The sequence below is a fragment of the Erythrobacter longus genome (assembly GCF_000715015.1).
In the GTDB taxonomy this organism is placed as follows: domain Bacteria; phylum Pseudomonadota; class Alphaproteobacteria; order Sphingomonadales; family Sphingomonadaceae; genus Erythrobacter; species Erythrobacter longus.
Genome location: NZ_JMIW01000003.1, coordinates 1 through 21,434, shown reverse-complemented (window position 1 = coordinate 21,434; position 21,434 = coordinate 1). Strand labels below are relative to the sequence as shown.

General features: G+C 56.4%; 13 protein-coding genes and 2 pseudogenes. 8 read left to right on the top strand and 7 right to left on the bottom strand.

Annotation, left to right across the window (positions count from 1 at the left end):
* Position 1: 1 nt before the first annotated feature.
* Together EH31_RS07415 and EH31_RS07410 are read right to left on the bottom strand one after the other, a co-directional pair.
* Positions 2–1,108: an ABC transporter ATP-binding protein gene (locus EH31_RS07415; RefSeq protein ID WP_034959527.1), complete on the bottom strand. Its 1,107-nt coding sequence runs from the start codon at positions 1,106–1,108 to the stop codon at positions 2–4.
* Between the two features lie 332 nt (positions 1,109–1,440).
* Entirely contained in the window at positions 1,441–2,079 is a 639-nt protein-coding gene (locus EH31_RS07410; RefSeq protein ID WP_034959525.1) for a TetR/AcrR family transcriptional regulator, read from the bottom strand.
* Between the two features lie 118 nt (positions 2,080–2,197).
* Here EH31_RS07410 and EH31_RS07405 point away from each other — a divergent pair.
* From EH31_RS07405 to EH31_RS07380, 6 genes and pseudogenes are all read left to right on the top strand, one after another.
* Positions 2,198–4,546: pseudogene (locus EH31_RS07405) on the top strand (TonB-dependent receptor).
* A 95-nt stretch (positions 4,547–4,641) separates the two neighbouring features.
* Positions 4,642–6,504, top strand: a complete 1,863-nt coding sequence (locus EH31_RS07400) for a DUF294 nucleotidyltransferase-like domain-containing protein (protein ID WP_034959524.1) — start codon at positions 4,642–4,644, stop codon at positions 6,502–6,504.
* A gap of 1 nt (position 6,505) precedes the next feature.
* The gene (locus tag EH31_RS07395; protein ID WP_051699053.1) at positions 6,506–7,168 is read left to right on the top strand and encodes an exonuclease domain-containing protein; all 663 of its coding nucleotides are present in this window, start codon (positions 6,506–6,508) and stop codon (positions 7,166–7,168) included.
* 132 nt (positions 7,169–7,300) lie between these two features.
* Positions 7,301–7,624 (top strand): DUF4212 domain-containing protein, encoded by a 324-nt coding sequence (locus tag EH31_RS07390; RefSeq protein WP_199797006.1) that lies wholly within the window; start codon positions 7,301–7,303, stop codon positions 7,622–7,624.
* A gap of 14 nt (positions 7,625–7,638) precedes the next feature.
* A complete protein-coding gene (locus tag EH31_RS07385; RefSeq protein ID WP_034959523.1) occupies positions 7,639–9,414 on the top strand; it encodes a sodium:solute symporter family protein in 1,776 nt (591 codons plus the stop codon).
* 157 nt (positions 9,415–9,571) lie between these two features.
* On the top strand, positions 9,572–13,012 hold the full coding sequence (locus EH31_RS07380) for a PAS-domain containing protein (protein ID WP_034959522.1): 3,441 nt from the start codon (positions 9,572–9,574) through the stop codon (positions 13,010–13,012).
* On the opposite strand, the gene EH31_RS07375 is transcribed toward EH31_RS07380, so the two are convergent.
* Both EH31_RS07375 and acs read right to left on the bottom strand, forming a co-directional pair.
* On the bottom strand, positions 12,982–13,614 hold the full coding sequence (locus EH31_RS07375; RefSeq protein WP_034959520.1) for a response regulator transcription factor: 633 nt from the start codon (positions 13,612–13,614) through the stop codon (positions 12,982–12,984). The genes EH31_RS07380 and EH31_RS07375 overlap by 31 nt on opposite strands.
* A 60-nt stretch (positions 13,615–13,674) precedes the next feature.
* Positions 13,675–15,541 (bottom strand): annotated as a pseudogene (acs, locus tag EH31_RS07370) (acetate--CoA ligase).
* Between the two features lie 151 nt (positions 15,542–15,692).
* Between acs and EH31_RS07365 the strand changes: the two are divergent.
* Positions 15,693–17,102 (top strand): DcaP family trimeric outer membrane transporter, encoded by a 1,410-nt coding sequence (locus tag EH31_RS07365; RefSeq protein ID WP_034959519.1) that lies wholly within the window; start codon positions 15,693–15,695, stop codon positions 17,100–17,102.
* Positions 17,103–17,477: 375 nt separating this feature from the next.
* Here EH31_RS07365 and EH31_RS07360 read toward each other — a convergent pair whose 3' ends face one another.
* From EH31_RS07360 to EH31_RS18065, 3 genes are all read right to left on the bottom strand, one after another.
* Positions 17,478–18,011 carry a phospholipase D-like domain-containing protein gene (locus tag EH31_RS07360; protein ID WP_034959518.1) on the bottom strand — a complete coding sequence of 178 codons (534 nt, stop codon included), beginning with the start codon at positions 18,009–18,011 and terminating at the stop codon, positions 17,478–17,480.
* A 402-nt stretch (positions 18,012–18,413) separates the two neighbouring features.
* Complete coding sequence (locus EH31_RS07355) at positions 18,414–19,397, bottom strand: tyrosine-type recombinase/integrase (protein WP_241765859.1); 984 nt, start codon at positions 19,395–19,397, stop codon at positions 18,414–18,416.
* Between the two features lie 634 nt (positions 19,398–20,031).
* On the bottom strand, positions 20,032–20,781 hold the full coding sequence (locus tag EH31_RS18065; RefSeq protein ID WP_277813509.1) for a helix-turn-helix transcriptional regulator: 750 nt from the start codon (positions 20,779–20,781) through the stop codon (positions 20,032–20,034).
* Between the two features lie 180 nt (positions 20,782–20,961).
* Between EH31_RS18065 and EH31_RS07345 the strand changes: the two genes are divergently transcribed.
* Positions 20,962–21,369 carry a helix-turn-helix domain-containing protein gene (locus EH31_RS07345; RefSeq protein WP_034959517.1) on the top strand — a complete coding sequence of 136 codons (408 nt, stop codon included), beginning with the start codon at positions 20,962–20,964 and terminating at the stop codon, positions 21,367–21,369.
* Positions 21,370–21,434 lie beyond the last annotated feature (65 nt).

Sequence of the window (21,434 nt, the reverse complement as noted above, 5' to 3'; positions counted from 1 at the left end):
TTTAAACCCCTGCCCCGGCAGCCTCACGCTGCGGTGCGCGCGCGAGTTTGCCGTTTGTGTCGAAGTAGAAAATGCGGGCCGGATCAAGGCTGATGTGCAAATCAGAACCCGGCGCCAAGACCTGCGGCCCGCGCACCAAAGCGGTCCAGCGGTCCCCCTGAACATCGAGATGGAGGAATGTTTCTGACCCGGTAAGCTCGGTCGAATTGACCTTGGCGGCAAAGGTGAGATCACCCGCCACGCCCTCTCCCAAAGCGATGTCATGCGCGCGAAAGCCAGCGCGGTATTCGCCATCAGCCAGATCAGCCAGATCAGCAGGGCCAGCGTCAACTCGCGCCAACTGGCCACCGGGAAAATGCACCTTTGCGCCGTCCTTACGCACCGTCACAAAATTCATCGGCGGATCGGAATACACCCGCGCTGTAATCTCATCCACCGGCTCACGGTAAACCTGCATTGAAGGACCAAATTGCGTGACCCGCCCTTCCCACAAAGTCGCCGTATTTCCGCCCAGCAGAAGCGCTTCTTCAGGCTCTGTCGTGGCATAGACAAAGATCGCGCCGGAGGCTGCAAACAGGCGCGGAATTTCCACGCGCAGTTCTTCGCGCAGTTTATAGTCGAGATTGGCGAGTGGCTCGTCCATCAAGACAAGCCCGACGTCCTTTGCCAGAGCCCGCGCAATCGCACAGCGTTGCTGCTGACCGCCGGAAATCTCTGCAGGGCGCCGGTCGAGCAGGTCGGTGAGCTTTAACAGCTGCGCCATTTCGCGGACCTTGGCATCGATTTCGCCGCGCGATTTCCCTTGGATTTTCAGCGGCGATGCAATGTTGTCATAAACGCTCATCGCGGGGTAATTGACGAATTGCTGATACACCATGGCGACATCACGGGTTTGAACGCGCGCGCCTGTCACATCGCGCCCTTCCCACAAAATCGCGCCTGTATCGGGTGTATCAAGCCCCGCCATAAGCCGCATCAAGCTGGTCTTACCCGCCGATGTTGGCCCAAGAAGGACATTCATTGTCCCCTTCTCAAGCTCCAGATTGACCGGATGGATATGCGGCTTTCCATCGACGGTTTTTGAAACGTCGTGCAGGCGAAGGGTCATGCGGCAGGCTTTGCAAAAAGACGTCTCAAAAGCTTACCGCCCACGCGCAGCGCGTTTGAATGATGGATGACCGGGCATGATGGCTGCTCCCCTACCAAAGACGTGATCGCCTGCGATGCGAAGGGTACTGCAACACCGATGGTGAGAATGCAACGGCGCGCGGCGGGTTTGCCCCTCGCCTTAGGCTCAGGACCTATTAAACCCGCCTTCGAGGCGCCGGAATGACGAACATATCGGGCGAAAGTGCGCACCGCCGGTATTCCTGCACCTTTACTCCTTGCACAAGGCCATTTTGCTTCAAACCTCGAAGGTGGGATCAATAGGTCCTGAGCCTAGGTCGCGATGCCTTCAGACAGCAGCCTGTTTGCACGGGCAGCGACATCTTCAAGGTCGCTCTTCGCATCGCCCCATACCGCGTATCGAAGGCCGATAAAAACGTTCATGCCCATCAAGGCCCAGGCCTCAACCTCTCCCAGATCCTGACGAAACTCTCCGGCCTCGGCGCCTGATTTCAAGCGCATTTCAATGCGCTGAGCGATCCCTTCGTAATGGGCGCGGTAGCTCGCCGGATCGACGAATTCGGCCTCGTCGATGATGCGGTATATCTCTTTGTGGTCGCGGGCAAATTCGAGGAAGGCGTGCAGTGCTGCGCGCTCAGTTTCCAGCGCATTCATATCGTCATCAAGGGCGGATCGGGCGCTTGATTTCACGTTGTCGCTCATGTCGTTGACAAGAGCCCTGAATAGCGCGTCCTTTGTGTCAAAATAGGTGTAAAACGTGCCCAGCGCCACGCCAGCGCGCCGGGTGATCGAGCTAACCGATGCTTCGTGAAACCCTTTCTCGCCAAACTCAATCGCTGCCACATCCAGCAGCTTGCGCAAAGTGCGGCGCCCGCGCTCTGTACGCGGTGTTTTGGTGTCGCCTGCTTCTGCATTTGCGACCTTTGTCGAACTAACCTTCGGCGCATCCATGAGCTACCCTTTCGCACTTAAGCCTAGGCTGAGATAGGCAGACAAACAAGCATAACTTGAAAGTTGATTCACCTTTCAATAAGGTATATCCCAAATAAAAATGGATCGGAGAGAACCCATGACGATAAAGTCCACTTTCACCAGAGCACTGCTGCTTTCAAGCTCCGCCGCAATCGCTGGAATCGCCGCGCCCGCAATGGCGCAGGACACCGCGCCTTTGAACGAAGAGGCAAGCGATGTGACCCAAGGCAATGGCATTATCGTCACCGCAAGGCGGCGCGAAGAACGGCTGCAAGATGTGCCGCTTTCGATCACAGCCATCTCCGGCGATGATCTGGAACAACAAGGCGTTCTTGAGATCACACAGGTCGCGCAAACTGTGCCCAATATCACCCTTGAGGTGAGCCGTGGCACAAACACCACTCTTACCGCTTTTATTCGCGGGGTCGGGCAACAAGACCCGGTCGCTGGCTTTGAAGCGGGCGTTGGCGTCTATGTCGATGACGTTTATCTCAACCGACCTCAGGCCGCTGTTCTTGATGTTTATGATGTGGACCGGATTGAGGTTTTGCGCGGGCCGCAAGGCACGCTGTATGGCCGCAACACAATTGGCGGCGCGATCAAATATGTGACGGCGAAACTGCCCGATGACCCCGCGCTTTCGGTGCGCGGGACTTTGGGCAATTTTGATCAGGCGGACCTTATCATCACAGGCTCTACCCCAATTACCGACAACCTTAAAATCGGGGCCAGCGGCGCGCGCCTTTCGCGCGGCGGATTTGGTGACAACCTCAACCTTGGCACGGAGAATTATAACAAGGACGTGTGGGCTGCGCGCGGCACGGTTGAATTCGACAATGGCCCCGTATTCGTCCGGCTTTAAGGCGACTATGTCAAAGACAACAGCGAAGCGCGCCAGGGCACGCGGCTTATCCCGGGCCTTTTCAGCGGCGCACCGGTGCTCGACGACGTATTTGACACACGTGCAGGGCTAAACGTGGTGGATCAGGAAGTCGAAGCTTATGGCGGCGCGCTCAACATCGCGATTGAGCTTTCCGATACGATCACGCTTAAATCCATCACCGGTTACCGCGAAGACAAATCAACCACACCGATTGATTTTGACAGCCTTCCAGCAGCCGACCTCGATGTCCCTGCGATCTATGAAAACGATCAATTCAGCCAAGAGTTGCAACTGCTGTATGAAGGTGAGCGATTGTCGGGTGTGTTCGGGGTCTATTACCTCAACGCCAATGCCTTCACTGCTTTTGACGTGGCATTGTTCAACACCGGCGCGTTGATCAATCTGCCCGGCCTGAATGCCCAAACGCTGGGCGATGTAGACACCGAAACTTACAGCGTGTTTGGCGATTTCACTTATGAACTGACTGACACGTTGAGCGTATCGGTGGGCGGTCGTTACACCAATGACAAACGCTCCAGCCGGGTCTTGCGCACCACATTCATCGGCGGTTTTTCAAACCTGTTCGTGCCTAACAGTGCGGCGATCCCGATTGCGGTGACCAGCGATTTTGAAGGAAGCGAGACGTTTGAGGATTTCAATCCGCGAGTCTCCCTCAGCTATCAGCCCAATGCCGATCACAACTTCTATTTCACCTATTCACAAGGCTTTAAAGGCGGCGGCTTTGACCCGCGCGGGCAAACCACGGCTGCACCCGACCTTGATGGCGACGGCGACATCGATTTTGATGATCAGTTCGAATTCCTGCGCTTTGCCCCTGAAACGGTCGACAGCTACGAAATCGGCTGGAAAGCATCGCTGCTCGATAACCGCGTGAACATCTCTTTGGCGGCCTTCCTTGGCCAATATGACGATGTTCAGATTCCGGGATCGGTCGGCCTTGACAGCAATGGCGACGGCGTCAACGACAGCTTCATCGGCATCACATCCAACGCAGCAAGCGCGGATGTGAACGGCTTTGAATTTGAAGGCAGAGCGCTTGTTGGTAAAGACTTCGCAGGCGAAGGCAGCCGGTTTTCAATCAACTGGTCGCTTGGGTATCTGGATGCCGGGTTTGACACCTTCATCGACGCCTTCGGCAATGATGTCGCGGATCAACGGGTGTTCCAGAACACGCCAGACTTCACCGCCCACATGGGCTTTAACCTTGGCCTGCCAGTGGCAGCAGGGATGCTGGATTTCATCGGCCTTGCATCGCTGCGATCGGATGCGAGCCAGTTTGAAACGCCCAACCCCTTCCTTGACCAGGACGGCTTTACCCTTGTCGATGCCAGCATCGTTTACACCGAGGACAGCGGACGGTTTTCCATCGGCGCGCACGCGAAAAACATCTTCGACAAGGAATATATCGTTGCCGGATACAACTTTGTGGCAGGCGGCACGAACGGTGTTCCGTTTGCGCCGACATTGGGCCTCGAAGGGACGCTCACCGGGTTTTATGGTGATCCCCGGCGCTTTTACGTGACGGCTGAATACAACTTCTAGGGTCACACAGTATTAGGGTCAGGACCCATACGACTATCGTGGCATGGCGCGGGGGTGGAGACTGAGTTACTCTCTCGCGCCATGAGCCCTGAACCATGAGCACCGAAATCGCCGAAGTCGCGCAGTTTTTGAAAGGCACCACTGCGTTTCAATCGCTTGGCGATGACGAACGCGCTGCCCTCTCGCGCCGTGTCGAAATCCGCTACGTGCGTGCGGGTGAAGCGATCATTTCAGCGGGCGACCACAACGCGCATCTTTTCCTCGTGCGATCAGGCGCGGTTGAGCTTCGCCTTGCCGGTCAAGAGCTGAGCGCGCGGCTTGAGGCGGGCAGCGCCTTCGCCTACCCTTCCCTGCTTCGTGGAGGGGAAGTTCACAACACAACCTGCGCTTTGGAAGACACGCTCCTTTATGCAATTCCGGCAGAGCAATTCCATGCTCTGCGCGCGACGAATGCCGGGTTCAAAGCCTTCTTTGCGAAGGATGAAACCCGCCGCCTTGCCCATGCAATTGCGCAAAAGCGGGCGGATGCTGATTACAACCTTGACCGGCACGAAGTGGGCAAGCTTATCGGGCGGGCGACGCCTGTCACGTGCGAGCCTGGAGCGACCATTGCAGAAGCTGTCAAACTCATGTGCGATGAGAATGTGAGCACTCTTGCGATAGCTGAGGGCCGCACACTCGCTGGCATTTTCACCGACAAGGACATCCGCGTTCGCGTGGTCGGAGCGCGGCGGTCTGTGGATGACCCGGTCAGCACCGTGATGACGCCAGCCCCTGCAACCCTTTCGATCCACGCAAGCGCATCCGAGGCGATGGCGCTTATGGCGCGCGGAGGGTTCAGGCACGTGCCTTTATGCGATGAAAGCGGATCGCTTGCCGGCATTTTGAGCGCGACCGATATTCTCTCCGCCATTGGCAACAATGCGATTGATACCGGCATGGCAATCGCCAAAGCACGCGATAATGGCGAGCTTGTCGAAGCAGCTCGGCGCATCCCTGAAAGCTTTGTTGCGATGGTAAAGGGCGGTGTTCACGCAGGCCAAGCGATGCGCTTCACCTCTGCCCTTGGCGAAGCGGTCCATCGGCGCGCTGCGCAATTGGCAGAGGGCCGGTTGGGGCCACCGCCGTGCCCTTACGCCTTTGTCGTATTCGGCTCGCTTGCACGTGATGAGCAACTGGTGGGCTCTGATCAGGACAATGGTTTTGTCATTTCGGATGGCGCGGCAACAGCGGACCTTGCCTATTTTGAGGCGCTCGGAACTGAGATTTGCGATCTCTTGCACGAATGCGGCTTTGTCCATTGCAAAGGCGGGATCATGGCAAAAAACCCACAGCAACGCTTGACCGTGTCAGGGTGGCAAGAACGTTATGCCAATTGGATTTCGCGGCCTACGGAGGACGCGATTTTGCGCGCGACGATCTTTTTCGACATGCGATGCGTTCACGGCGATGCGCAATTGTCGGCACACCTGCATGACGAAACCGCGCACCTTGCAAGCCAAAACCCGCTTTTCATCAGCTACCTTGCCCGTGATGCACAACGATCAAAGGTGCCTCTGGGAATTTTCCGCACTCTGGTCCTCGAAAAATCAGAAGACGGTCAGAAAGTCTTTGACGCCAAGGGGCAGGCGATCATGCCAATCGTTGATACTGCCCGGACACAGGCGCTTGCCGCTGGGCTCACCCAGGTGGGTACAATTGACCGTTTGAAAGCGCTTGTGCAAGCGGGCAAGATCAACGCAGACGACGCGCAAAGCCTTGAAGATGCGCTGATCCTTGTGAATGAAATGCGCATCGCACATCAGGCGCGACAGGTGGCACGCGGCATCCAGCCGGATAACAAAATCACCCCTGCGGACCTGTCCTCGCTCGAACGCGATTACCTCAAGGATGCGTTTCGCGTGATCCGTGACGGATTGGATGGCCTGCGCCGGAATTTTGCAGGTGGGATTGCTTGAGATGATCAAGAAGTGGCGGTTTGAACGGGCGCTTGGCGCGCTTCAAAAATCGCCGCATGAGGCATTGCGATCCTTTGCCGCGAGCGATTGGCCTGCGCGCAATATGCCCGCAATTGACGCACCGATGCTGGCGCTTGATTTTGAGCTTGATGGCCTCACCAAGGATGCGCATTTGCTTCAGGCCGGTTGGCTGGAATGTGACGCGCGCAGCATTGCCCTTTCAACCGCTTGCGGCTTTGACATCAAAAGCGATGCAAGGCTGAAGTCCGAGGCCGTCGTCATTCACGGGATTGGTGAACAAAGGGCAGCGGCAGGGCGCGAGCTTGGATATGTCATCGACCAATTGATCGCAGCGCTGTCGGGCAGGGTATTGGTCGCCCACGCTGCAATGATGGAGCGAGACGCATTGAGGCGGGCGGTAAAGACGCTTTATGGCGCGGACCTTCCCATCCGGGCGATTTGTACGCTCACCCTTGAAAGGCGGCTCAATCCCAATTTGGTGGGGGCAGATGCCTATCGCCTTGGCCCTTGCCGGGCGCGCTATGGCTTGCCGCCCTATGCGGCGCATGACGCGTTGACCGATGCAATCGCGGCGGCCGAATTGTTTCAGGCACAGCTTAGCCGGATGCCGCGAGACACCACCTTGTCGCAGCTTGAATGCTAAACTGCCCGCGCGCATGTTTTGCACACCTACGACTAAAGTCTCTCTCCCTCATCACCGCTCACCCACCTAGCCTCCTGGGGAAGGCTCGGGGATTCTCTTGATCGGGCCACACCTTTTGAAAAGGGGAGAGACATGGACGAGACAAGCATGACAGGGATGACGCAGGACACAGCGCCCACTGACGCGGACGAAGAGGTTTCCCAAACAAGCGAAAGCGAAGGGGCATATTGGCGCGAAAACGTCCGCCTTTTGTGCAGCCTTATGGCGATCTGGTTCGCGTGTTCGTTTGGCGCAGGGATCCTTTTCCGGGACTTCCTCGATCAGTTTAATCTTGGCGGTTATCCGCTCGGTTTCTGGTTTGCCCAGCAAGGCTCAATCTACATCTTCATCGCGCTTATCGTCTTCTACGTGGTTCGTATGAAGGCGATTGAGCGCAAATATGATCTCGACGACTAAGGGAGGGTGGACAAATGGAAACGCAAACTCTGATCTATATCTTTGTCGCAGCAAGTTTTGCCCTCTACATCGGCATCGCGATCTGGACGCGGGCTGGCTCGACCAAGGAATTTTATGTCGCAGGCGGCGGGGTTAACCCGGTTGTCAACGGTATGGCCACAGCTGCTGACTGGATGAGCGCGGCAAGCTTTCTTTCAATGGCAGGCCTGATCGCCTTCATGGGCTATGACGCGAGCGTTTACCTGATGGGGTGGACCGGCGGTTTTGTGATGCTTGCCTTGTTGCTGGCGCCATATTTGCGCAAATTTGGCCAGTTCACTGTGCCCGATTTCATCGGCACGCGGTATTATTCCAAAACGGCCCGGGTGGTCGCGGTGGTCTGCCTTATCTTCATAAGCTTCACCTATATCGCAGGGCAGATGCGCGGCGTTGGGATTGTGTTCTCGCAATTCCTTCAAGTCGACATCACCATGGGCGTCATCATCGGCATGGGCATCGTCTTTATCTACGCCGTGATGGGCGGGATGAAGGGCATCACCTATACGCAAGTCGCGCAATATTGCGTTCTGATCTGTGCCTATATGGTGCCTGCCTTCTTCATCAGCTTCATGCTCACCGATAACCCGCTTCCGCAAATGGGGCTGGGGTCTGAACTGAACGATGGATCGGGCGTGTCGGTCTTGCAAAAGCTCGATAATGTGCTGGTTGAGCTTGGGTTCAACCAATACACCGCCGGGTCCAAGAGCATGATCGATATGTTCTGCATCACGATGGCTTTGATGGTTGGCACCGCTGGCCTGCCTCACGTGATTGTGCGCTTCTTCACCGTACCAAAGGCATCGGATGCGCGCAAATCAGCAGGCTGGGCGCTGTTCTTCATCGCGCTTCTTTACACCACGGCCCCGGCTGTTGGCGCGTTTGGGATGTACAACCTTTTAAACAAGGTCGACGATGTCGCCTATTCGGAAGTGGAACCGTTCTTCACCAGCTGGGAAAACGCAGGGCTTTACGCCTTCCAGGACAAGAACGGTGACGGCGTGATGCAATATCGCCCCGGTGCCGCCTTTGAAGGCAAGCCCGAATTTACCGGCGAAACGGGACCTTCTGGTGAAAGGCTTGTGGCCAATACGCCAAACGCAGACAGCGAGAATGAGGTCTATGTCGACCGCGACACGCTGGTTCTTGCCAATCCTGAGATTGCAAACCTTCCCGGTTGGGTGGTTGCCTTGATGGCAGCAGGCGGGCTTGCGGCCGCGCTTTCCACCGCAGCAGGGCTCTTGCTGGTGATTTCCAGCTCGGTCAGCCACGATCTGTTAAAAAGCACTTTTGCGCCCAATATATCGGGCAAGGGAGAGCTGTTTGCAGCGCGCATCGCGGCGACTTGCGCAATCCTTGTGGCAGGGTATCTGGGTATCTATCCTCCGGGATGGGTGGCGCAGGTTGTGGCCTTTGCCTTTGGCCTTGCCGCATCAAGCCTGTTCCCGGCGATCTTCATGGGCATCTTCTTCAAGGGGATGAACAAGGAAGGCGCGATCTCGGGCATGATCTCAGGGCTGGTGTTCACTTTCGGCTACATCTTGTATTTCAAGTTTGTTGCGCCGGATCTGAACTCGGCAGAAAACTGGCTGTTTGGGATTTCACCCGAAGGCATCGGAGTGATCGGTATGCTGATCAACTTCGGGATTGCGATTGCGGTTGCCAGCATGACCAAATCGACCCCAGCGCACATTCGCAAGCTGGTCGATTCCATCCGCGTACCGCGCGGTGCAGGCGACGCGCACGCTCACTGATAGAGCGGGCCATCAGGGTTCCGGCCCAAACCAAAAAGGGCGGCGTTCGAAAAGAGCGCCGCCCTTTTCGTGTGCTGATCCAACCGCTGCCAACAATTGGCCAACCTTGCACTCTGAATAAAACAGCGTAGCATTTCACCGGGAGAGGATTGGGATCATGATGTTTGGGGCAGCCATAGCGGCTGCGACAGCATATCTTGGGTTTTTGTTCTGGCTTGCCCACTGGCAGGACCGCGTAAGCGTTAATGGGAGCGGTGTTGGCCCAAGCGGGGGTCAAGTAGCGGCTTGGCTCAAACGGCGCTCCGGTATTATTTTTGGCCTCAGCCTTGGTGTTTATTGCACCAGTTGGACATTCTTTGGCGGCGTTGGAACAGCGGCGAGCGCGGGGCTCGATTTTTTACCGATCTATCTTGGCCCCATTTTGGTTTTCACCCTTGGATTTGGGCTGGTTCGCAAAATCCTGGCCCAGTCCAAAGCACAGCATTCCACCTCAATCGCTGACTTCCTGTCGGCGCGCTATGGCAAAAGCGCCGGTGTCGCGGCACTGGTGGCGATCATCGCGACCGCCGGGTCCCTGCCCTATATGGCGCTGCAACTGCGATCGGTCGGAACCTCTATGCTTGTGCTTAGCCCTGGTCTGGCGGGCGAGGTTGCGACCAATGAACTGGTGCTGCTCATTACCGGCTTGATGGCATTGTTTGCCATCCTGTTCGGCGCGCGGCGTGCTGATCATCCGGGGCAAAACACAGGGATGGTTCTCACCATTGCGGTGGAATCGGCGGTCAAACTTGTAGCCCTGTTCGCAGTCGCAGCGCTTGCCGTTGTGCTGCTTTCAGGTGCTGGCGATACGGCTCTCGAGGCGGGCCAGGTCTTTGCATGGAGCCAGATTGATGCGCGTTTCTGGACGCTCACTTTAATCGCAGGGTGCGCGGCGCTGTGCCTGCCGCGCCAGTTTCATATGACCTTCATCGAGGCCAGCAGCGAGAGGCCCGATGGGCCGATGCACTGGGCATTCCCGCTATACCTGCTGGCGATTGCCCTTGTCATCATACCCATCGTCCTTGCCGGTTTGAGCGTTCTGCCAAAGGCAACGAACCCCGATATGATCGTGCTGGCGCTGCCACTTTCACAAGGCATGGATGCGCTGGCCTTGTTGGTGTTTATCGGGGGGTTTTCTGCGTCCGCTGGCATGATCGTCGTCGCCAGCGTCGCGCTTTCGACGATGATAACCAATGATCTGATCGCCCCCGTTTTGTTTAAGAGCGAGCTCACCGGACAAGGCGACCGGACACGCATTGCTGAACGCGTGTTGATGACGCGCCGGTTGGTAATCGGTGGCCTTTTGCTGTTTGTGTATCTTTTTTATCTGGGCTTTGGGACGCTTGAAACGCTGGCTGGTCTTGGCACTCTTGCCTTTGCGGCCGCTGCACAGTTCGCGCCGGGCCTTGTTCTTGGCATGATAAGCGAAGCGGGAAACAAGGTGGGCATGATCGCAGGTCTGATGATCGGATTTGTGCTGTGGCTCGTGCTGCTCATCATGCCGCTTGCGCTTGCAACGCCTGCCCCGTTTGCCATCCATGCCGATCCGCTGGTTTCCGGCGTTCTGTTGAGCCTTGGCGCGAACACGCTCACCTATTGGATGGCCTCCTTTCTTTATCCGCCCAGCCTTATTGACGCCTCGCAAGCAGCCGCGTTCGCAGGTACACCAAGTCCGGGGTCAAAACCGCGTCTTGCCACCAACAAAACCGTTGCGGACATCCGCTTGCTTCTTGCCCAATTTGTCGGACAACGCCGGGCCAATGACGCCATATTGGCGATGCCGGGAGAGCATCTGGACAATCACCTTGCCGACCAGGCCATGATCGAAATGGCAGAGCGAACCATTTCCGGCGTCATCGGCAGCTCGTCTGCGCGTATGCTGATCCATTCGTGGTCAGGCGGCGACACAATTGCTTTGCCCGAAGTGGTTGCGATGTTTGGTGAGACGAACAAGCGCCTCTCTTTCAGCGGTGAATTGTTGCAGATCGCGATTGAAAACATCGACCAGGGGATCGCTCTGGTCGATGCAGAAATGCGCCTGGTTGCGTGGAACATGCGCTATCAAGAGCTGTTTGATCTGCCCGGTGAATTGGTCAGCGTTGGCACGCCGATTGCGCGCCTCATCCGCTTTAATCTGGCCCGCACCGCGCTTGGCCAAGACGAAGTCGAAGCTCAGGTCGAACGCCGCCTTGCCCATATGCGCGCAGGCAAGGAGCACCGGATCGAAAGCGAACAATTCGATGGCCGGACCATGCGGATCGTGGGCTCTCCTGCACCGGGCGGTGGGTATGTCACATCCTACACCGATATCACCGCCGACCGCCGCGCTGAACAAGCGCTTGAAGAAATGGTCAGCGAGCGCACCCAGCAGCTTAGCGAAGCCAACAAGGCGCTTGAACAGGCTACAAGGTCAAAGACACGCTTCCTTGCAGCGGCAAGCCATGACCTCATCCAGCCGCTGAATGCGGCGCGCCTGTTTGCCTCTGCCTTGGGCGAAGAAGTCGCAGGCAGGCAAAAGCTCGAACAGCTTGTGCAAGACCTTGATGGTTCCATCATTTCTGCCGACCGATTGATCCGCGCGCTGCTGGACATTTCCAAACTTGACAGCGGCGGCGTTCAACCAAGGCTTGAAAGCGTGGCCATCGACCATGTGTTTGATGAAATCATCGGTGAATTTTCGGTTCAGGCCAAAGCAAAATCGCTCGACTTCAGGCGCGTGCGCACCAGCGCGTTCGTAGAAACGGACCGCGCCTTGTTCACCAGCATCGTTCGCAACCTTGTCAGTAATGCCATCCGCTACACCCAAAAGGGGCGCATTCTGCTTGGCGTGCGGCGCGTGGGCAAAAAAGGGGGCGCAAAAGGGGGCGCAAAAGGGAGCGGCGGGATACAGGTCTGCGTCCATGACACAGGGCGCGGGATTGCCCCTGAGGACAGGGCGGCGATTTTTGATGAATTCAACCGCGGTTCCTCAAGCGATCGCGAAGGGTTGGGACTGGGGCTGGCGATTGTCAGGCGCACCGCGCGGCTGCTTGATATCCATGTGGAGACCACTTCGCAGCTTGGCGTAGGAAGCCGCTTTTCCCTGCACATGACGCCCATCGCGTGGCGCACTCCTTGCGCCGCTGTGGCCACCCCTGTGGAAAGCCACGGGCTCGCCCCTGCCAATGTGCTGGTGATTGACAATGATCCGGCAGTCCTCACCGCGACTTCGGCTTTGCTTGAAAAATGGGGGCTTGGCGTCACCTGCGCTGCATCACAGGCAGAGGGCGAAATCCTTTGTCCGACGGCGCCAGATGTAGTGGTGATGGATTACCGCCTCAATGGTGATGAGCGCGGCGACGGGGTGTATCTTGCCTTGTGCGAATACTGGCAGACACGCCCGCCAGCCATCTTGCTAACCGCCGAAGCCTCTGAGGAAACCGACATTGCCGCTCAAACGATGGGGGCAACGCGGCTGCTTAAGCCTTCATCACCTGCCGCTTTGCGTGCGCTTATTTCAAAATGCATCGCCGATAACGAGATGAAATCTCAAATCGCGGCGCAATCTGCCACGGGTTGATCCACGTCCAGTTTCGCAGCGAGCAAGACGGCCTGCGTTCGGTTGTTCACGCCAAGCTTGCGGAAAATCGCGGTGATATGCGCCTTGACCGTCGCCTCGCTGATATCGAGTTCGTAGGCGATCTGTTTGTTGAGGAGCCCTTTGTTGATCGCGCTCAAAATGCGCCGCTGCGCAGGGGTAAGGCTGGCAAGCATCGCCAGGTCCTGGTCATCACCGGCATTCGCTTCGGGAAACCAACCATCCCCCTCGCGCACCGCACCAAGCGCCTCGCGCATGACATCAAGGCTTGATGATTTGGGGATGAAGGCGGCCGCACCCAATTGCCTCGCTGCTGCGATCACCCGCCCCTCTTCGCTTGCAGAGACGATGGAAATGGGGAGCGCCGGGTAGTCTTGCCGAAGGTCCATCAAAGCCGACAGCCCGCTGGAATCTTCCATATGCAGGTCCAGCAAAAGCGCCTCTACCGCCCCCTCTTCCAAGGCCTCGCGCGCTTTTCCAGCGCTATCGGCATCGACAACCTGCGCCTCTGGCCAGACCTTGGACACGGCATGGACGAGCGCTGTACGAAACAGCGGATGATCATCGGCAATGACTATCTTCATAAAACCCGTCTCCCAGCACCAAGTCAAAGTCCTAACGCCAGCCTGAGGCTTAGGGTGAAACTAGCGGTTTTGCCGCCCTTCGATCAAGCGTTCAACCAAACTCGGGTCAGCAAGCGTCGATGTATCGCCAAGCGAGCCGTAATCGTTCTCTGCCACCTTGCGCAAAATCCGGCGCATGATCTTGCCCGAACGGGTCTTGGGAAGGCCGTCGGTGAACTGGATATGATCGGGCGTTGCAATCGGGCCGATTTCCTTGCGCACATGGCCACGAAGCTCCTTGTCCTTTGATATCATGCGGATAGCCAACCACGGCGGCTTCGGCGACGAGGGGGTGGAGCACCAATACGCTTTCCACCTCGGCGGTGCCCATCCGGTGGCCAGAGACGTTGATCACATCATCAACGCGGCCTGTGATCCAGTAATATCCATCCTCATCGCGCCGGCATCCATCGCCAGTGAAATATTTGCCAGCATAGGTGCTGAAATAGGTCTGCTCAAAGCGTTCGTGGTCGCCATAAACGCTGCGCGCCTGGCCCGGCCATGAATGGGTGATGCACAAATTGCCATCGGTTGCCCCTTCAAGGATCGCGCCCTCATTATCGACCAGTTGCGGGCGAACGCCGAACATGGGGAGCCCGGCAGAGCCCGGCTTCATATCATGCGCGCCAGGCAGCGTTGTAATCATGCAGCCGCCCGTTTCCGTCTGCCACCAGGTGTCGATAATCGGGCAGCGCCCCTCGCCCACGACATCGAAATACCACCGCCATGCTTCGGGATTGATCGGTTCACCTACACTGCCCAGCAATCGCAGCGAAGACCGGTCGCGGCCGGTCACAAACTCATCACCCTCACGCATCAAGGCGCGGATCGCGGTGGGCGCGGTGTAGAGGATATTGACCTTGTGTTTGTCCACTACATCCCAGAAACGGCCATGGTCGGGGTAGTTGGGCACGCCTTCAAAGATGACCTGTGTCGCCCCGTTCAAAAGCGGGCCGTAAACGATGTAGGAATGCCCCGTGACCCAGCCGATATCGGCCGTGCACCAGAACACTTCGCCTTGTTTATAGTCGAAGATGTAGTGAAACGTTGTCGCCGCCCAAACTCCGTATCCGCCGGTTGTGTGGAGCACGCCCTTGGGTTTGCCGGTGGAGCCAGAGGTGTAAAGGATGAACAATGGGTCTTCTGCCCCAATCACTTCGCATCGGCACTCTGCGTCCGATCTCAAATCGTCAAACCAATGGTCGCGCCCCTCTTGCATTTCGATGTCTGCACCGGTGTGCTTGACCACCAGAACCGCATCGACATCCGCGCCATCAATCTGCAAGGCGGCATCGACATTGGCTTTAAGCGGCACCTTTTTCGATCCGCGAAACCCCTGATCGGCGGTCACGACAAAGCGGCTTTTGCAATCCTCAATCCGCCCGGCGAGCGCCTCGGGCGAAAACCCGCCAAAGACCACAGAGTGCACAGCGCCAATGCGTGCGCAGGCCAGCATCGCGGTCAGCCCTTCGACAATCATCGGCATATAGATCGTGACCCGGTCGCCTCTGACAACGCCCATGCGCTTCAGTGCATTGGCCATGGCCACAACCTCACGGTGAAGCTCGTTATAAGTCAGCGTGCGCGATGGGGTTTCGGGATCGTCGGGTTCAAAAATGATCGCCGTTTGTGTCCCGCGCTTGTCCAAATGGCGGTCCACCGCATTATGGCACAGGTTTAACGAGCCATCGGCAAACCATTGAATATCGACTTTATCAAAAGACCACTCTCCGCCCTTTGCGGGTTTTACCGCCCAATCGAGCCGCTCTGCCTGCTCCAGCCAGAAGCCGGTGGGATCGGTGATCGAGCGTTCGTACATGGCGGTGTATTGCTCTTCGACACAGTGCGTTTCGTGGACGGGGTGCGGGCGAACAACGGCTTCAATCATGGCGAGTCTCCTCTTGTGATGTGAAGCCAGCATAGAGCGCGGCGTGCCGCAAAGCCTCTCAGACAAAGGTCTTACGACTTTCCGCTAGCTATCCCTGGCAAGCCTCAAGCGGCACATCTTCCCATCAACGCCATTGAGGGGAGAGACTCTTATGAAAACCACGGCATTGCGAGCGCCCTTGCGGCTGCTTCTTCTGAGCGCGACTTGCCTGACGGCAAGCCCTGCATTTGCGCAGGAACAATCCGTTGACGAACGCCTCGACCGATTAGAAGCCTTGGTAACGGGCCTGATCGAACGGCTGGATGCGCAGCAGGGCGAGGCGGAGCAGACGCAGGCCGCAATGCGCGCTGAGCAAGACGCCATGCGCGAGCAGAGCGAACAACTTCTCGCAGCGACTCAGCGCCTCCAATCCAATCATCAAACGCTGTCCGAGCAAGTTGCATCCTCGCCCGCTGGTTCAGGCGATGGCTTTAGTGTGGGTAAAACGCGCATCACCTATGACGGTTACGTCAAGCTGGATGCGATCAGCCAACGCACCAGCGGCGGACAGCTACCAAACAATTCGATCCTGCGCGATTTTCTGATCCCGGTCGCTATTCCTGTGGGCGGAGAGGCTTCTGGCTTCGACACTGATTTCAGCGCTCGCCAAACGCGGTTCTTGTTCAAGACCGAAACCGATGTTGGCGCCGAACACAAGCTGACTGGTCTGATCGAGTTGGATTTCAACGTGACCGAAGGCGGCAATGAACGGATTTCGAACAGCTTCGTGCCGCGCATTCGCCAAGCGGTGATTTCGTATGACAACTGGACCTTTGGCCAAACTTGGTCGACGTTCCAGAACGTTGGCGCGCTGCCCGACAGCCTTGATTTTATCGGCGTGACCCCCGGAACCGTCTTCGACCGCCAGCCTCTTATCCGGTACACCAACGGCGGATTGCAGATCGCAGTTGAGCAGCCTGAGACCGCTATCACATCACCCACGGGTGCCCGCGTCCTCGCTGGTGATGACCAATTGCCTGATGTGGTGGGCCGTTACAATTGGTCAGGCGACTGGGGTAACTTTAGCGCTGCTGGAATCCTGCGTCAGCTGCACGTCTCTACTGACGATTTGATGGGTGTCGATGATTCTGCAATTGCCTATGGCCTCAGCCTTTCGGGCAAACTCAAAGTTGGCGAAAAAGACGACTTTAGGTTCATGGCGACCGCCGGCGATGGTCTTGGTCGTTACATCGGGCTGAATATCGTCAATGATGCAGCGATCGATGGAACCGGAAACCTCGATCCGATCTTCACCTATTCAGGCTTTGGCGCGTATCGCCGCGTTTGGAGCGACAAGGTGCGCTCAAGCATAGGGGCCTCGTATTTCAAGGCGGATAACCCTGTTCTTTTGACCACAGATCAAGTCACAGATGAAAGCTGGAACGCCTTTGCCAATGCCATCTGGTCGCCGGTTCCACCGCTCGATATCGGTATTGAACTGATGTATGCAGAGCGCACACTCGAAGATGGCCGCAACGGCAACCTTCAGCGCGTACAGTTTTCGACCAAGTATAATTTCTAAGCCCTGCTGCTTCTAAGCCCCGCTGCTTCTAGGCCCCGCTGCTTCTAGGCCCTGCTGCGCGGCGTTATCGCGTAGCGGATCAGAAGCGGCGGTGCGCAATCGAACGCTGGCCGCCATGAGTCTAAAATCCGGGAAAGTGCTGGTGCGCGACGCAGTTGTCGCCGGACCAGTGTCAGCCGCGAGTTTCCCTGCCGAGCCGAGCAGGGAATTTTTGAAGGCTGAGCAGGGAATGTCTCAAGCACCTGCAAGGAATGAGGCTCCGTAAGGCAGGGACCCATTTCCTCAAAAGCACCGGAGCGAGACTTTCGCTATCTGAAAGACGCCAGAGAGATTTTTTCTCAAGAATGCGCATGCATCAGGAGTCTGGCTCTGATTCTATATAGTCATCGCCGCAACGATGAGGTGCAATAGATCATCACGGTCACGGTCAGAATCAACAACGAGGTTCAATTCGATATTTGGCTCGTCAGTGAGACCCAAACCTTTGATCGTGAAATTTGAGCTTCCAACTAGTGCATGATCGCGCTTGCCATCGTGCACGTGGTACAGCTTACCATGCATGAGCCCGGCGCGTTTGATCGAACGAATTTCTGCCTTCTGTCTGATCCAATTTGCACATTGGATGGCTGCACCAGACTGGCGCAGTCCATCAGTCAATGCCAGACCATCCTCATCAAGCGAAAATGCGGGCGGACAGAGATTTTCGCCTTCGACGCTGTCAATGAAGCGCGGTTCGCCGAACAAAAAACGAAGGCCACCAATCTTATTCAACGTATCGGATAGTCGAGCATAGGCAAAGCTCGCGAAATAGGCAGAGACTACCGAAAGCTCGCTCCCAACATTGGCCTTCTCTTGAAGAAAGCTAGCCGCCGTACCTCGACTACGATTATCGCGAATCCCTGATTTCATGACCAACTTTGCAACTGCCCCCGGAGCTTTCGCGTTGAAATTTGGTAAGTTGTCTATCTTAGAAAGTCGGTTGGAGAAACCTGTTTCGGTGAGATTCTAGTGTGAAGATCAAACGATTATGCCCTTGCGAGCGTTGGGGCAGCCCAAGCGAACGGTCAGTGATGTAGCCACGCTCTCACCTAGCTTGGAATCGCAGCACTTCACTTCCCGCCTTTAGCTCATCCAAATAGTCACTCCACCACTGCGCCATCTGCACTCGCTCTTCCCAGTAGTTGCCGCGATTGTAGATGCCTCGGATCGCATTGCTGTCGCCGTGCGCGAGTGCTCGCTCAATCGCGTCGGGGTGCCACTTACCGCTCTCGTTCAAGAACGTTGAGACGGTCGATCGGAAGCCGTGCGCGGTCACCACGTCGGGACCGTAGCCCATCCGGCGCAGGCCTGATTGATCGAGTTATCACTCATGTACTTCAGGTGCGACTGCTGGGCGGGGAACATCTTCTCGAAGCCGCTGGTGTGGCAGTGCAGCTCACGTAGCAATAGCACCACTTGATCCGACAAAGGCACAGCATGAAGCCGCCTCAACTTCGTCCGTTCGGCGGGGATGTTCCAGATCCTTTGGCCCCAATCGATCTCGGACCACTGCCCCATCCGCATTTCGCCAGGTCGGGTCATGATGTGAGGTAATATCTGCATGGCAATCCACACCAGAGGGGTACCGGTGAACTCGTCGATGTCGCGCAGCAACTGACCAAACTCGTCGGGGTCAAGGATGGCCGCACGATGGGTCACGATCGGGGTGGCCAAGGCATCGCCCAAGTGGGCTGCAGGGTCGCTCTTGCAAAGCGAACAGGCGATCCCGTGTCGGAACACCCTGCTTGCCAAGGCTCGGGTCCGATTGGCGCTTTCGCGGTGTCCTCTGCGTTCAATTTTCTTGAAGGCTTCGCGCACCTCGACCGGCTCGGAGTCATTGATCGGGCGCCGCCCAAAGTCGGGCTCAAGTAGCGAGACATACCAGCGCGCTTTGCGGATGGTTGATTCTGCCTTCCCGCTGATGCGCACTTTGATGAAGTCTTCGGCGACGCTCTTGAACCTGTTCCCGGCGTTCTTGCGCGCCAGACGCTTCTTCCGTTTTCGCTCTAGAGTGGGATCGATTCCGTCGAGAACTTTCAGCCGCGCGACATCCCTGCGCTTGCGCGCATCGGCGAGGGAGATGTCTGGCCAAGCTCCCAGTGCCATCCGCTTTTCCCTCCCGGCTATGCGAAACTTGTATCGCCAGAGCTTCGAACCGTTCGGAAACACCTCCAGATAGAGGCCTTTTGAGTCGGTTTTCCGAAATGACACGCTTTTCGGGCGTAACCTACGGATTTCCTGAGCTAAGATCGGCATTTGGGGGCATGACCTTTCTGGCTGGCGTTATGCCCCCTTTCATGCCTCCAAATGGTGATAGACGTGGGGGCATGGCGCGGGACAAAGCGGGAGCATCGAAAAGTTATACCCCAAAAAACCGCTGAAAATCAACGGTTCCGGGACGATTTAGGAAGAAGCTCTGGTGCCGCTTACAGGATTCGAACCTGTGACCCCCATCATTACGAATTGAGGATTGATTTTCGGGATATGGGTATTTGCCAAGGCTTAGCCCCTAGGTTCAATCTATGCCCTATCCCAAACCACAGAGAACCCAAAGTGCGTTCACGTTGTCTGGTTTTTGTTTCTAGGCGAAAGTGCTTTGCTTCAGTTCGGCTTCATAAGGCGACATCAGCTATAACCATACTTGCGGCTGTTATTGGAGCTGCTGTGCAGTGCCATCAATGTCCGCTTCTGAGGTGGGAGTGGACTGTTTACGTTTAACGAGCTGAAAGCACTGAGCCATCAGTCTATTTCGGCTCAGTTTCATTGAGTCCGGAGCACATAGGTCGGATTTCGTCATGGCTTACTACGGACGCGGGTGACCAGCTTTAGCTAACTTGGTGCCATCCTTGGGCCGCGTATCTAGAAACCTGAAGCTAAGCGCTTGCGTCGCTCAGTCTGGTTTTACAAGACCCATTGTTACACCCGCTACCGCAGCAGAAACTCTGTCATGAACCCCCATCTTTTCGAATATGCGCCTTGTGTAGGTGTCCACTGAACCGGGGCTGATGCCTAAAATGGTGGATATCTCGCCCTTGGATTTACCCCTAGCGATCCAGGTCAGAACTTCGTTTTCGCGAGCCGATAAGTCGACATCGTCGGTGCGTTTGCCAAAGTAGCGGACGAGACTGTTATGATGAGCTGTGGCTACAGCCTCAAGTTCTTGCTTCGTACGTTTGTCTTCCGGAGAGATTTGGTCGCCAAAGCCGAAAGCGATCACTCCATTTACATCGTGAGGCCCAAAGACGGGAACCATGTACTGGTCATAGACGCCCATTTTGTTGGCTTCAGTGATAATCTGCTCGGTCAACTCGGGCTCTGCTGCTGCGAAGGCGGGCAAGAATTCTGAAAGGACGATGGGTTTGCCCTGATCGAGTATGAAGTCGTGACACCGAGTAAGAACCTCTGCATGCTCGGGCGGTACATCTTGGCGTGCTGTTACTTTGCCTGTTTCGAAATGAAGGTAAGGAAGATTGGAGCGGAATGCCGAGAACCTGTGCGAATAATGATAAACAAGGGAAATAACACCTCTTGACCGGGCGACCCTGAGAAGGCGCCGACTCAGCGCGATTGGCCCTTCGCTCTCGCTTGCCTCCTTATCGCTTGAGCAATGATCATCCCCACTACTTTTTGTCTCAGTCAAGTTGCGCGCCTCCAGGCCAAGGGTTAACAAACGAGCATCACGCTTGCCCGCGTGGGCTCCTTCTCAAAAGTCAGACCGACCATGCTTGACTAGGTAATGTCACTAGTCCCGCAGTCACGGGACATGACATAAGTGGATTCCGTTAAGTAGAACCTCGAACAGATCGTTAGGAGCGACTTAATGCGATATTTCAGGCAAACTCACCCCGGCAATGCTTGCTTTCGAAACGATACAATCGTCAACGACCTTCGCTGTTTCAAACAATTCGCTGGAGCAATCGCCAGCACATTGGAGCTGCCCTGCTCTTTAAGACCAGAAGTTTCGATTTTGCTCGAGCTGTTTGAAGCCGAAAAAACAGGGACGCGATTGACGGTTTCTATGCTCGGGCTGTTGGATGGCATCGCACCCACGACGACCCTAAGGTATATCGAACTTCTTGAGAATTACGGTGCGCTGATGCGGATACCTCACGAAAGCGACAACCGAATGCGCTACGTAGAACTTACGCCAGAAGCGAAGAAAGCCTTAGAACAAGCAATCGCATCTCTGGTTTCTGCGTCGTCAACATCTTTCAAGCAGACCGCTTAGGGCGTGTTGACAAAAAGGGGTTCCCAAAGGGGCCGAGTTCTGATTCAAGACTTCATGTTGAGGAG